Here is a 12,347-nt window from a genome sequence, read left to right as displayed (position 1 = left end):
TGCCAACACTTTCTAAACAAACAAATAATAGCAGATAGTTACACAGCAAAAACCTTGTGTGAATTGAGGATTCGAATCTCGTTTCCCGCTCCAAGAACTCACCAGAGGAATCCGTAATGGATTCCTCTTTTTTTATTCCGTCTCTAACCAAAACTTTCATCAAACGGTAACCAGGCATTCAGGATGGAAGATCAGTACAGCTCGTACTTCAGCAGCCTGCATTCCAGTGGACCGTTAAACAGCACAAAGCGACGGGAAGGTTTCAGACCCACCAGCTTTGCTAGTTCCAGGTCTCCGGCCAGCAGATAGGCGGTCCAGCCGGTGAAACGGCGCTTGAAGACCTCGCCGATTTTGCGGTACAGGACCTCTAACTCCTGTCGATCGCCCATCCGTACACCGTAGGGCGGGTTCATCACCAGCACCCCCTGATGGCCGCACGGTTCTGATTCCTCAAACGGTTTGCGATCAAAGGCCACCTGATAGGCCAGCCCGGCCCGGCGGGCATTCTCGCGGCAGGCTATGATTGCCCTCGGGTCCTGATCATAGCCCAGCACCGGCAGTTCCAGGCTTTCGGCTGCCTTGGTCTGTTCTTCTTTGAGTACCTGTTCCCACAGCCTGCGATCAAAATCGCGCCAGCGCATCAGCCCAAACTCCCGTCCAGCACCTGCTACCTGCCCCAGAGCAATGGCGGTCCCTTCCAGCAAGAGGGTGCCGGAGCCGCACATCGGGTCAAGCAGCGGCACGCTGCCGTCCCAGCCGGTGTGCAGCATGATGGCGGCTGCCAGGGTTTCACGCAGGGGGGCATCATTACGATCCAGACGCCAACCGCGCCGGTCCAGCGGATCTCCGCTGGCATCCAGTGAGACACTGGCCTGGTTCTTGGCAATATGCAGGTTGATCCGCAGATCAGGTGCTTTGGTGTCGATATTGGGACGGCTGCCGGTTGTGTCCCGCAGCAGGTCAACAATGGCATCCTTGGCCTTTAAGGCGGCAAAGTGAGAGTGGGTGATGGCTGAATCCCGCACAGTGCAGTCCACTGCCAGGGTCATGGTTGGGGTCAGCAGCTCAGCCCAGGGCAGGTTGCGCATGCCGTCATACAGTTCCTGTGGTGATCCGCAGGGAAACTGCCCAAGCTGCAGCAGTATCCGGCTAGCGGTCCGTACCTGCAGCAGGCTGCGGTAGAGAGTGCTACGGTTGCCGCTGAAGCTGACGCCGCCCCGTACTGCTGTGGTCCCTTCGGCCCCCAACCGCCCCAGCTCTGCAGCGGTAAGCTCTTCGGCCCCAAGCGGTACGGTGGCAAACAGGTTAAGCTGGTTGTCCGGCTGTCTGACTACGGTGCTTTTGCGACGGAGTATGGTGCGTTGTTCAGTCATGATCCTATCCTTTGCTGCCATGCTGCTTCAATCTGGTGACGGGTTGCCTCCAGGCTGGAACTGTTGTCGATAACCACCACGCCGAAGCGTTCTTTTTCTGCAAGCGGCATCTGGGCCGCAACGATCTGCTCTGCCTGTTTTTGATCGCAACCATCGCGGGCCATCAGGCGTGCCAGCTGCACCTCGGGCCGTACCGTCACTACCCAGATTTCATCCACCCTGTCGGTGGCATTGGCCTCAATCAGCAGTGGCGCCATATAGACCACCACGTCGCAACCGCGGATTCGTGCCTGCTCAATCTGCTGCAGGGCAAGCTCTTTAATGGCCGGGTGTAGGATCGCCTCAAGCAGCTGCCGTTTGGCTGGTTCGCTAAAGACCATCTCCCGTACTGCCTGACGGTTCAGGCTGCCATCCGGTAGCAGGGCCTGCTGTCCAAATAGCTCCACAATCCGTTGCAGGGCAGCAGTTCCCGGCGCTACGGCATCCCGCGCAAGTTGATCCGCATCAATCACCTCTGCACCCTGTTCGGCCAGGAGTGCCGCAACACTGCTCTTGCCGGTGGCTATTCCGCCTGTCAGTCCGATAGTCAACATGACGCAATAGTAGCAGAGCATCACTGGGCTGGCCAGATTTTTCCCTTGAGTTGGCAGGGCCGATAGTGTAAAAGATTTAGTTCACGGGCGGTTAGCTCAGCTGGATAGAGTGTTGGCCTCCGAAGCCAAAGGTCGTTGGTTCGAATCCAATACCGCCCGCCAAATCAGCACAAGAGGGGACCATTGGTCCCCTTTCTATTTCATGCTGCGGAGGTGTCCCATGGCCAGAGGTGGTTTTGAACTGTCTGATGCCGTAGCACCACTGGTCATCCGTATCCCGCTGGGGCTGATCTTTCTTGCCCACGGCTCCCAGAAGCTGTTCGGCCTGTTTGGCGGCAGTGGTTTAACCGCAACCTTCAGTGTTTTTGAGCAGAAACTGGGGATTCCGCCGATTTTTACCCTGTTGGCGATCATTGCCGAGTTTGGCGGTGGCTTGGGGGTGCTGACCGGATTTCTGACCCGTGTCTCAGCTGCCGGTATCTCCTCAGTGATGGCGGTGGCCATTTACAAGGTCCACTGGGCCCATGGTTTCTTTATGAATGCCAACTGTGTCTCAGGCCGGGGCCACGGTATCGAATTTCCCCTGGCCCTGCTGGGGATGGCGGTCTATCTGATGGTGGCCGGTGGCGGTAAGTGGTGTATCGACCGCCTTATTTTTAGAGCCTAGCAGTGACAATTAACCTATCAGGCGGGCTTTTGCCCGCCTTTTCTGTGTAAGGAGCAGTAGCGTGGAAGCTATGTACAATCAGGAAGAAGTCAATAAACGACGTACCTTTGCCATCATCAGCCACCCTGACGCCGGTAAGACAACCATTACCGAGAAGCTGCTGCTGTTTGGTGGCGCGATCCAACAGGCTGGCGAAGTGCGGGCACGTAAATCCGGTCGCCATGCCACCTCAGACTGGATGGAGCTGGAAAAACAGCGGGGCATCTCGGTCACCTCATCGGTAATGAAGTTTACCTATGACGGCTTTGAGATCAACCTGCTGGATACCCCCGGTCACAATGATTTTTCCGAGGATACCTACCGGGTGCTGACCGCCGTTGACTCAGCCCTGATGGTGATCGACTCGGTTAAAGGGGTGGAGAGCCAGACCAAGAAGCTGCTGGATGTCTGCCGTCTGCGTGATACCCCGATCATGACCTTTATGAACAAGCTGGACCGGGAAGGACAGGAACCGCTGGACCTGCTGGATGATGTGGAGAAGAATCTGGGGATGCAGACCGCCCCCATGACCTGGCCGATCGGGATGGGTAAGCGTTTTCGGGGCACTTACCACCTCTACAGCAAAGAGGTGTTGCTGTTTGATCCTGATGCAGAGCACGGTGTTGATCGGATTGTGACCGTACAGGGGCTGGATGATCCGCTGCTGGATGAACTGCTGGGTAGCCAGGCAGAAGAGCTGCGTAATGATGTGGAGCTGCTGGAAGGTGCTGCCCATCCCTTTGATCTGGATGCCTATCTGGCTGGTCGTCAGACCCCGGTCTTTTTTGGCAGTGCCATCAACACCTTCGGGGTGCAGCAACTGCTGGATACCTTTGTGCAGCATGCCCCCCATCCCCGTCCCCGTGCCACCACCACCCGGCTGGTCTCTCCCTTTGAAGAGCCGTTTTCCGGGTTTGTGTTCAAGATTCAGGCAAACATGGACCCGGCCCACCGTGACCGGATCGCCTTTTTCAGAATCTGCTCAGGTCGATTTGAACGGGGTATGAAGGTGAAACATCTGCGGCTGGGACGGGATTTTCAGATCAGCAATGCCACCATCTTCATGGCCCAGGATCGCAGTAACGTGGAAGAGGCCTTCCCCGGTGATATTATCGGTATCCACAACCATGGCACCATCAAGATCGGTGACACCTTTACCATGGGTGAGGATATGAAATTCACCGGTATCCCCAGCTTTGCACCAGAACATTTCCGTAAGGTGCGGTTGCTGAATCCGATGAAGTCCAAGGCTCTTGAAAAAGGGCTGGTACAACTGGCAGAAGAAGGCACAACCCAGGTGTTCAAGCCGATCTTTGGTGCTGATTGGGTAGTTGGTGCGGTTGGTATTCTGCAGTTTGAGGTGGTGTTGCACCGGCTTGAGTTTGAGTACGGGGTCAAGATCGCCTATGAACCGGTGGCCTATGCCACGGCCCGCTGGGTTACTGGCGAGAAGAAGCTGATGGAAGAGTTTGAGAAGAAGGAGAAGATGAACCTGTATATTGACGGAGAGGGCAAGCTGACCTACATGGCTGGTAGCCAGTGGCGGCTGGATAATACGGTTGAGAACTGGCCGGACCTGGAGTTCCACGCCACCTCCGAGCATTCATAATGGCATTGAATCTGAAAGCCACCTGGCGGGCGATGACCGATCTACCCACGGATCATTTTCCGTTGATCCTGCCTGATGTACACAAGGTTGCGGCCTTCTTTATCCTGCGTCGCCTGAAACGCCTGGGCTATTCCAACTGTCGGGTAGACAGCAGTGCTAAAGGGCTGGTGGTGTACGCCCAAAGATAAAAAAGGCGACCAGTTGTAGACTGGTCGCCTTTTTAACAACAACAGCAAAATGGGCCTCAGCCCATGAATTTGCCGATTTCATAGCCGATCTGTCCCAGCGGCAGCACTTCATCAGCCACCCCGCCATCAACGCAGGCCTTGGGCATGCCGTAAATGGTTGAGGTCGCCTCATCCTGCACCAGCGTCACCCCGCCTTTTTGTTTCAGCAGTTGCATCCCTTTGAAACCATCATTACCCATGCCGGTTAAGACCACCCCCAGCATTGAACCTGCAGTTGCCTCTGCCATGGATGAGATCATCAGGTCAACGGAAGGGATATAGACGTATTGGGGATAGGCGGTGGTGGGTGCTGTCTTGACTACTAAACCGCTGCCACTTCGTACCACCTGGGTATGCATACCACCAGGTGCAACCAGAATGGTGCCGGGCTTAACCTGCTCGCCGTCAACCGCCTCTTTAACCGTAATAGAACATTTAGCGTTCAGGCGGTCTGCATAGGGGCCGGTAAAGGCCTTGGGCATATGGATCGCCACCACAATACCATAGGGAAAGTTCATCGGGATACGGGAGATGACCTCCTGCAGCGCAACCGGTCCGCCGGTTGAAGCACCAATGCCGACATGGGTGATTTTTTTACTGTGGATCTTTGATGTCTTGACTGCTGCACGTGGGGGTGGCGCAGTCAATGTGCCCGGACGAGGCATACTCAAGCCGGCTGCTGGCCGAAGGATGCGAGAACGGGTCGCTTCACGAACTTTTTTAAGTAATTCTTCTTTGAAGATGTTTTGTGCATCGGATGAATCAGTTACGTTTTTGGGGATATAGTCCAGGGCACCGGCATCCAGTGCTTCAAAGGTGGCCTTGGCCCCTTCATTGGTAAGGGTGGAAACCATCAAAACCTTGGTGGGAGCCTTGGCCATGATCTGCTTCAGGGCAGAAATGCCGTCCATGCGGGGCATCTCAACATCCATGGTAATTAGGTCAGGCTTGAGGGCAATCGCCTTTTCAACCCCTTCAACCCCATCACTGGCGGTGCCGATGATTTCGAGGGAAGGGTCTTTAACCAGAATGCCACGAATAGCCATCCGCATGAAGGATGAATCATCTACGATCAGTACACGGGTTTTAGCACCCGACGCTGGAGAAAACATCATGCCTCCGTAGGTTATGCCTTGGAAAATATGGATGTGACCAGTTCCTTGACATCAGGAACGGCATCATCCAGTTCATAGCAGAATCGTTCAATATCAAGATCTTCAAGGCTGGGATGTTGCTCTTTAAGTATGGCCCAACCCTCTTCTTCTGAGAGGTTGAAGCTGGCCCAGGCGTTACCTCCGTAGTAGAGATCCCGAACTGAGCAGAACAGGTCAGCCAGATTGATGATAGCGCACAGTACAGGGTCGCTGGTGGCCTCACGCGGGCTGTGGTGGTACAGAACCACTTCCTTGTAGGCTTCCTGGAAATTCCATTTTTCAGCGATACAGTAGCCGATTTCATTATGGGTGGTGCCGAATTCTTCCAGCTCCATGTCAATCAGACGTACCGGTCGTTCCTTGATTGCAGTCAGTATTTTTGAGAAGGATTCCGCTTGATAATAGCTCAGCACAACCTCGCCGATATCATGCACGATCCCTGCAAGGTAGGCCTTCTCAATATCCGGGTAGCGGATCTTTTCTGCAATGATCTTGGAAACCATGCCCACACCAAATGAGTGGGCCCAGAAGGTGCTGATGTCAATCACACCACCCTTGTCTTCAAAGGCACTGATGAATGATGAGGTGAGGGCGATCTCTTTTATGTGGCGGATACCAAGATAGACCAGAGCCCGCTTCAGGGAGGTGATTTCCTGATTTGCGCGATAAATGGGGGAGTTGACCATCTTCATGACCCGGGCGGTCATGACCAGATCGGTCAGCATCAGGTCTGCTACCTTGTCTACATTGACATCCGGGTCGTCAAGCAGTTGCAGCACCTGGGTAGCCACCACCGGAATTGTGGGCAGATCGTCAATTTTAGCCACCAACTGGCGGGCTGTTTCCATCATTGCCTGTTTATCCATCGTGGGGTCCCCCGTTATTTCTTATAACCAAAACCGCCTGGAAAATGGACGGTCTTGAACTTGTCGTTAACGCCGTGAAGTGATTCAGACTGGCCAACAAAGAAGTATCCGTAGGGTTGCAGGTTGTTGTAGAAGTGCTGCACAACCTTTGATTTTGAAGCGAGGTCAAAGTAAATCAGGACGTTGGCACAGAAGATAAAGTCAAAACTCTTCATGAAGACCATCTTGGTGTCGTCATAGAGGTTCATTTTGTTGAAGGTGACAAATTTTTTGACATCAGGAGAGAGAATAAACTTGCCGGCATCCTCCTTGAAATATTTTCTCTTGTACAGATCTGGCACGTTGCGGACCGAGTAGGCGTTGTAAATCCCTTCCTTGGCCTGGGCAACCACGGTTTCATTGATGTCGGTACCGATGATTTCAATGATCCAGTCTTTGAGGATGGTCGCGCGCTTTTCCAGAAGCATCATGGCCAGGGTGTAGGCCTCTTCACCGGATGATGAAGCAGCAGACCAGATCCTCAACTTGCGGAACCCCATCTTGCTTTTGGCTTCAACTATTTCCGGCAGGAATTTGGTCTCAATGGCGTTTAGCTGAGGCACACAGCGGAAGAAATAGGTTTCGTTGGTGGTGACTTCATCCAGCAGAAACCGCAGCTCTTCGCCGCCACGGGGTGACTTGAGCAGGCCGTAATAATCCATGGCGGTCTTGGTGCCGGTGGCCTCCATACGCTTGGTAAGACGGCTTTCAAGGAAATATTTTTTTGTGGTGTGGAAGTACATCCCGCACAGGTTGTAAATAAAGTCGCGTAGTAGTTCAAAATCTTTATCAGATATGGCCACGTTTGATCCCTCTCTCGTGTTAAGCGTCTGCTGCTCTTAGCGTGCGCCTGATGTTCCTTCACCGCCATCAACCATGCCGACCGGATCAACAATCAATGCCACCCGTCCATCACCCAGAATGGTTGAGCCGGCAATGCCGGTGACGTTGGCCAGGTATTTACCCAGCGATTTGATGGCCACTTCCTGCTGGCCCACCAGACGGGTTACCACCAGACCAACCCGCTTGTCAGCAGAGCCGATCACCACGATGTAGCAGAAGTTGTCCTGCTCGTGGCAGCGCTTGACGTTGAAGACCTGCTCCAGGCGGACCAGCGGCAGCACCATGTCACGCAATTTAAGTACTTCCTGACCGCCGATCACATGGAACTCACGTTGATCAACCCGCAGAGTCTCAAGCACTGAGGCCAATGGGATGGAGTAGATCTCCCCCTCAACCTCTACCAGCAGTGACTGAATAATGGCCAGGGTCAGGGGCAGGCGCAGGATGAATTCTGATCCCATCCCTTTTTCGCTCTTGATCTCGATCAGGCCGTTCAATTTTTTGATGTTGGTCTTGACCACATCCATGCCAACGCCACGGCCTGAAAGGTCAGAGGCCTGATCTTTTGTGGAAAAACCGGGCAGGAAGATCAGGTCAAACATCTCACGCTGGCTCATGGCCGCCAGTTGATCTTCGGTGATCAGCCCTTTTTCAATCGCCTTACGGCCGACCCGGTCAGTATCGATACCGCGGCCGTCATCTTTAATACTGATGATGATGGAGTTGCCTTCGTGGATAGCTGCCAGAATCAGAGTGCCGGTGCGCTGTTTGCCTGCGGCGATACGGTCATCAGGCGTTTCAAGACCGTGATCCATGGCGTTACGGATCAAGTGGATCAGCGGATCGCCGATTTCATCCACAACAGATCGATCAAGTTCAGTCTCTTCACCAAAGATCTGCAGGTCAACCTCTTTGCCCAGATCGCGGGCCAGAGAGCGAACAATACGGGGGAACTTCTTGAAGACTTTTTCCACCGGAATCATCCGCATCTTCAGAACCTGCATCTGCAGTTCAGAGGTGACGAAACTCATCCGTTTGGCCAGCTTGCCGAATTCTTCACTGAACAGGATATGGTCAGAGGTTCCGCCCTGAAGATCCTGATTCAGCTGGATCATCCGGTTACGTTCCAGCACCAGTTCGCCAACCTGGTTCATCAGGTCGTCAAGACGTTTGACGTCAACCCGGACCGTGGTGTTGTCGGAAAGGTCGTCGCCACCACCCTTTTCTCCGCCTTTGGGAGGGGCTGGTTTTTTTGCCGCTTCAGGGGCAGGACGGGGCGCCGCAGGAGGCATGGCTGCTGCAGGAGGGGGCTCCTGGGCAGGTTTTTGTTCCGGCTGGGGTGCTGCGGTTTCTGCGCTGGCAGGTGCGTCTTCTGCTGCTGCAGGGGGCGGAGTCTCTGCAGCAGGCTGGGCCGGAGCAGCTGGCTGTTCAGTAAGGAGCGGAATGAGCTTATTGATGGTTTCATTGATCTCACGATCAACAATTTCACCACCCTTAATGTCTGCCACCAATGTTTTGACCAGGTCTGTGGCTTCAAGCACCACATCCATAATCTCGGAGGTCAGTTGCAACTCACCCTTACGGAGGCGGTTCAGAACATCCTCGGTTTTATGGGTGACCCGTACCAGCAGATCAAACCCCAAAAAGCTGGAGGCCCCTTTAACCGTGTGGATGGAACGGAAGATCCGGTTCATCAGCTCTGGATCATCTGACGCTTTTTCCAGGGCAATCAGGTCGTCGTCCAGCTTCTCCAGAAGCTCAGTTGTCTCTGCCAGAAATCCTTCAAGAAGTTCCTGGTCTTCGCAATCAATGGGCATTGCACACCTCGCCATACAGAGATGGAAGTGAAGGGAAACAGAACATACTTACTTATAAGTTTCCAAAAAGTTGACGCTCGTCCTGGGAAAACATCTTCTGTAAATCAAGCAGAACCAGCAGGCGCTCGGCCTGATTGATCACACCGGCAATACATTCCTGATCAATGCCACTGGTTACAACGGCAGGCGACGGCTGGATCTCGCTGCTGGATATACGGATAACCTCTGAAACGGCATCCACGATAAAGCCCATCAGCTCACCTTCTACATCCATAACCATAATGCGGGTCTGTTTGTCGTATTCAAGTTCACACAGACCGAAACGGCGACGCATATTGATGATTGGGATAACCTTGCCCCGCAGGTTGATTACCCCTTCAACATAGTGGGGAGTATTGGGAACCCTGGTGATACTGGGCATTCTGATGATTTCACGTACCTTCAGGACGTCTACGCCGTACTCTTCGTTGTCCAGGCTGAAGCTGACCAGTTGAATCAGTTCACCATGATCACCAGTACGTGCCTCATTGCTATTCATCGGCACCAGGGCATTGGACATGGAAACCTCCTTCAGGGATAAGACTTATATCAGTATAAATTTAGAAACAATTTAGTTTGCTGCAGTCCCAGATGTAGCAGGATACTGCCAGAATGCCTGTATATGTACCATGCAAGCCGTACCTGTGCAAGCAGATGGCGCAGTGAAACTGTTTTTGTTGATAGAAATGTATATTATAAAATATTCATATTTTTATGATGGGTCAGATAATTGACATTGGTTGGGATGCGTCATATACTTTAAGGCAGTGCTCCACCAAGGTAGGTGTTGTGTGTTATAAGGGGTTGTTATGCTTCCTAAAAGCTCTTTTTGTGTTCTTGGTAGTGATCGTAAAACCCGTGACCTCGTGTCAGCGTTTCTGACATATAAGGGCTATGAAACGGCTGTATTTGATGCTGAAGTGGATATTTTTGACACTCACCCGGTACGCTCGCCCCGGATTCTGGTTGCAGATCAGCCATCACTGTTTGCCAGTTCATCGGATGCCCTGCAACGGCTCTGGCAGGTTGATCCAGAGCTGGTGGCGATAGTCTACGGTCAGCCCGATGCTGCCCGTACATTGCCCCATGATGAACGGTTGATTTTTCTGCCCAAGCCGCTGAACCTTGATGAGCTTGAAAGTGTGGTAATGCGGGCTCTGGAATATCAGGCCATGAAGGTGCGGGCCCCTGAGCAGCCGATTGATGAATATCCCCATTTTCTCTGTTCTACCATCATTGGCAGAAGCCGCCAGATGCTTAATCTGTTTGAGATGATTGAAAAGGTTGCTGAATCCAGTGCAACGGTCTTGATTCAGGGAGAGTCAGGAACCGGCAAGGAACTTGCAGCCCGTGCAATACATCAGCTTTCAGGCAGGAGCGGCAGGAATTTTGTGCCGGTCAACTGTGCTGCCATTCCTGATGATCTGTTGGAGAGCGAACTGTTTGGCCATGTGAAGGGCTCGTTCACCGGCGCCTATGCCAACCGGATTGGTCGATTTGAGATGGCTGACAAGGGAACCCTGTTTCTGGATGAGATCGGCGATATGAAGGCGACCCTGCAGGTCAAGCTGCTGCGGGTGCTGCAGGCCAAGGAGTTTGAGCCGGTTGGATCAACCCGTTCCCAGAAGGTGGATGTGCGGATCATTGCTGCATCCAACAAAAACCTGGATGAACAGGTGGCCACCCGTGATTTCAGGGAGGATCTCTACTACCGGCTTTCAGTGATCCCGATTACGATTCCCCCCCTGCGGGACCGGCGTGAAGATATTCCGCTCTTGATCAACCACTTTCAGGGGCAGTTTAACCGTGACCGGCGACGTCTGGTGAAAGGCTTTACCCGCGAAGCGCTTGAGATGCTCTGTAACTACGATTGGCCCGGCAATGTGCGGGAGCTTGAAAATCTGGTGGAGCGGATGATAACCATGAAGGAGAGCGGGTTTATTACGGTGGATGATCTGCCTGAAAAATATCTGGCACCCCGTACGGTTATACAACAATCTGCAGCAGTATCAGGCACTGTCAGTACGGCTAAAGAGCTGCCTCCGGAAGGGATCTGTCTGAACAGTGCCGTTGATGCCTTTGAAAACGGCCTTATTATACAGGCCTTGCAACGCACTGGCGGTAACAAAAAAGAAGCTGCAACCCTTTTGAACCTGAAGCGGACAACCTTGATTGAGAAGCTGAAAAAGAAAAACCTGCAGTTCCCCTGATCGGGGAGGACCTGAATGTCGATTAATGCAGCCCAGACAATGTCGTTATTGCAGAGTATGCTGCGGGAACAGTCCCGCCCGGCAGCTGAGCAGCCTGTAACCACAGCCTCGTCCCGCTTTTCAGATCGATTGGATGCCGTGATCGACCGTAGCATGGTGCCTGCAGATGCTTCACCCGAGGCGGTACAAAATGCGGCAGAACTGCTGCAGCTGACCACCTTGCGCAGCTCGCTGGAGCTGCTGGCGGATCATCCCGATACTGATGGTGGCATGACACTGCCCATGGCAACTCTTCCCGCTTCTGGCTCACCCCAGGTCGCTTCACCGATCAGTGCCTACCTTGCAAATCTTGCCAATGGCGAAACCCGTACAAGCCATCCTGCCAAGCAGCCTCTGCCTGAGCTGGAAACCGAGCCCGGTCCCAAGGCACCAGAGCAGGTGGAGCGCCGTTCGTCCCGCTTGTCGGATGCATCCCCGTCAGTCAACATTGAGCAGACCATATCCAAGGCAGCACAACGCTATGGCGTTGATGCCGGGCTGATCAAGGCGGTTATCAAGGCAGAGAGTAACTTTAACCCCCGGGCTGTTTCCCACGCCGGTGCCCAGGGGTTGATGCAGCTGATGCCTGCTACTGCCCGAGGACTGGGGGTCAGCAACTCCTTTGATCCAGAACAAAATGTGATGGCCGGCACCCGGTTTTTAAAAGGACTGCTGGACAGGTATAACGGTGACCTTGATTCAGCCCTGGCAGCCTATAACTGGGGTCCGGGCAATGTGGATCGCAAACCGGACCGTCTTCCCCGTGAAACCCGTGAGTATCTGGTGAAGGTAAAACAGTATTACTCGGCATTTACTGCCTGATTGAGAGCCC

Annotated in this window: 12 protein-coding genes and 1 tRNA gene; 6 read left to right on the top strand and 7 right to left on the bottom strand. The window is 53.5% G+C overall.

Annotated features, from left to right (window positions below; all coding sequences use genetic code 11):
- Positions 1–191: 191 nt before the first annotated feature.
- Positions 192–1,394 (bottom strand): THUMP domain-containing class I SAM-dependent RNA methyltransferase, encoded by a 1,203-nt coding sequence (locus B5D39_RS07175; RefSeq protein WP_244161372.1) that lies wholly within the window; start codon positions 1,392–1,394, stop codon positions 192–194.
- Positions 1,370–1,966: a dephospho-CoA kinase gene (gene coaE / locus B5D39_RS07170; RefSeq protein WP_078789846.1), complete on the bottom strand. Its 597-nt coding sequence runs from the start codon at positions 1,964–1,966 to the stop codon at positions 1,370–1,372. The genes B5D39_RS07175 and coaE overlap by 25 nt, the downstream gene beginning before the upstream one ends.
- 85 nt (positions 1,967–2,051) lie before the next feature.
- Between coaE and B5D39_RS07165 the strand changes: the two genes are divergently transcribed.
- The 4 genes from B5D39_RS07165 (at position 2,052) to B5D39_RS07150 (ending at position 4,469) form a co-directional block, all read left to right on the top strand.
- Positions 2,052–2,128 (top strand) — tRNA-Arg (locus B5D39_RS07165).
- A gap of 58 nt (positions 2,129–2,186) precedes the next feature.
- Complete coding sequence (locus B5D39_RS07160; RefSeq protein ID WP_078789780.1) at positions 2,187–2,633, top strand: DoxX family protein; 447 nt, start codon at positions 2,187–2,189, stop codon at positions 2,631–2,633.
- Between the two features lie 70 nt (positions 2,634–2,703).
- Positions 2,704–4,281 (top strand): peptide chain release factor 3, encoded by a 1,578-nt coding sequence (locus B5D39_RS07155; RefSeq protein ID WP_078789845.1) that lies wholly within the window; start codon positions 2,704–2,706, stop codon positions 4,279–4,281.
- Positions 4,281–4,469 carry a hypothetical protein gene (locus B5D39_RS07150; RefSeq protein WP_078789779.1) on the top strand — a complete coding sequence of 63 codons (189 nt, stop codon included), beginning with the start codon at positions 4,281–4,283 and terminating at the stop codon, positions 4,467–4,469. The genes B5D39_RS07155 and B5D39_RS07150 overlap by 1 nt, the downstream gene beginning before the upstream one ends.
- 56 nt (positions 4,470–4,525) lie before the next feature.
- Here the strand turns inward: B5D39_RS07150 and B5D39_RS07145 are convergent, their stop codons facing one another.
- The 5 genes from B5D39_RS07145 to B5D39_RS07125 are packed head-to-tail and all read right to left on the bottom strand — an operon-like array spanning position 4,526 to position 9,786.
- Positions 4,526–5,620, bottom strand: coding sequence for a protein-glutamate methylesterase/protein-glutamine glutaminase (locus B5D39_RS07145; protein ID WP_078789778.1), 1,095 nt, complete (start codon positions 5,618–5,620; stop codon positions 4,526–4,528).
- 14 nt (positions 5,621–5,634) lie between these two features.
- Positions 5,635–6,528, bottom strand: a complete 894-nt coding sequence (locus tag B5D39_RS07140; RefSeq protein ID WP_078789777.1) for an HDOD domain-containing protein — start codon at positions 6,526–6,528, stop codon at positions 5,635–5,637.
- Between the two features lie 14 nt (positions 6,529–6,542).
- Complete coding sequence (locus B5D39_RS07135) at positions 6,543–7,370, bottom strand: CheR family methyltransferase (RefSeq protein ID WP_078789776.1); 828 nt, start codon at positions 7,368–7,370, stop codon at positions 6,543–6,545.
- Between the two features lie 36 nt (positions 7,371–7,406).
- Entirely contained in the window at positions 7,407–9,227 is a 1,821-nt protein-coding gene (locus B5D39_RS07130) for a chemotaxis protein CheA (protein ID WP_078789775.1), read from the bottom strand.
- Positions 9,228–9,279: 52 nt separating this feature from the next.
- A complete protein-coding gene (locus B5D39_RS07125; protein WP_078789774.1) occupies positions 9,280–9,786 on the bottom strand; it encodes a chemotaxis protein CheW in 507 nt (168 codons plus the stop codon).
- A 289-nt stretch (positions 9,787–10,075) separates the two neighbouring features.
- Between B5D39_RS07125 and B5D39_RS07120 the strand changes: the two genes are divergently transcribed.
- Both B5D39_RS07120 and B5D39_RS17340 read left to right on the top strand, forming a co-directional pair.
- The gene (locus tag B5D39_RS07120) at positions 10,076–11,476 is read left to right on the top strand and encodes a sigma-54 interaction domain-containing protein (RefSeq protein ID WP_078789773.1); all 1,401 of its coding nucleotides are present in this window, start codon (positions 10,076–10,078) and stop codon (positions 11,474–11,476) included.
- A 15-nt stretch (positions 11,477–11,491) separates the two neighbouring features.
- Complete coding sequence (locus B5D39_RS17340; RefSeq protein ID WP_078789772.1) at positions 11,492–12,337, top strand: lytic transglycosylase domain-containing protein; 846 nt, start codon at positions 11,492–11,494, stop codon at positions 12,335–12,337.
- Positions 12,338–12,347 lie beyond the last annotated feature (10 nt).

This window comes from Trichlorobacter thiogenes, assembly GCF_900167465.1.
In the GTDB taxonomy this organism is placed as follows: Bacteria; Desulfobacterota; Desulfuromonadia; order Geobacterales; family Pseudopelobacteraceae; genus Trichlorobacter; species Trichlorobacter thiogenes.
Note: the sequence above shows the minus strand (reverse complement) of the source record. Positions and strands in the feature narration are given on the sequence as shown.